Source organism: Pseudomonas sp. EA_65y_Pfl1_P113 (genome assembly GCF_963970525.1).
In the GTDB taxonomy this organism is placed as follows: Bacteria; Pseudomonadota; Gammaproteobacteria; order Pseudomonadales; family Pseudomonadaceae; genus Aquipseudomonas; species Aquipseudomonas tritici.
The window spans coordinates 1-445 of sequence record NZ_CAXAQM010000613.1 but is presented as its reverse complement, the minus strand read 5'-3'; the positions used below and the strand labels follow the sequence as shown (position 1 = coordinate 445).

Below are 445 nucleotides of genomic sequence, written 5' to 3'. Positions count from 1 at the left end.
AGAGGCCCGTAGAGCACGCCGATGGGCTCTGGGTGCCCACGCCTACCCAGAGTGCGATTTTCGCGTCCCAAGGGGCCTTTACGGGCACTTTTCTTTTCTCGTTCAAAACCAAGCGTTTGCCGGCATTTTCTGGCCGATCGTCGGCATGCCTGCCTGAACAGCCGTCCAGCGCGTCAAATTTCTCCGTCACTGGGCGTTTCGCCGATCCGACGCTTGCGTTCCTCTACGATCGATCGGGTTCATTTCCTTGACGCATCCGAACGGGCCAGCAGGCGGTCGATATCGGCCATAGCCAAGTCATGTTCGGCATAAGGGTTGTCGGGCAATTCTTCATGCTCTGTCGGCGTGACGATGGGCGCACGCCGGGGCGGCAGGGCGCAGACGACCGTCTGGTGGCGGTGTAGGGTTGTTTCAGCCAAACCCGCTTGGACGAGGGCGGCGACGA

Annotated in this window: 2 protein-coding genes; one reads left to right on the top strand and one right to left on the bottom strand. The window is 60.9% G+C overall.

Annotation, left to right across the window (positions count from 1 at the left end):
* Positions 1-251: hypothetical protein (locus tag AACY52_RS31365; RefSeq protein WP_339561551.1), on the top strand; the 251-nt coding region annotated here is incomplete at its 5' end.
* Here AACY52_RS31365 and AACY52_RS31360 read toward each other — a convergent pair.
* The coding region (locus AACY52_RS31360) for a hypothetical protein (protein ID WP_339561550.1) at positions 240-445 on the bottom strand (206 nt) is incomplete at its 5' end. The two genes, AACY52_RS31365 and AACY52_RS31360, sit on opposite strands and share 12 nt — an antisense overlap.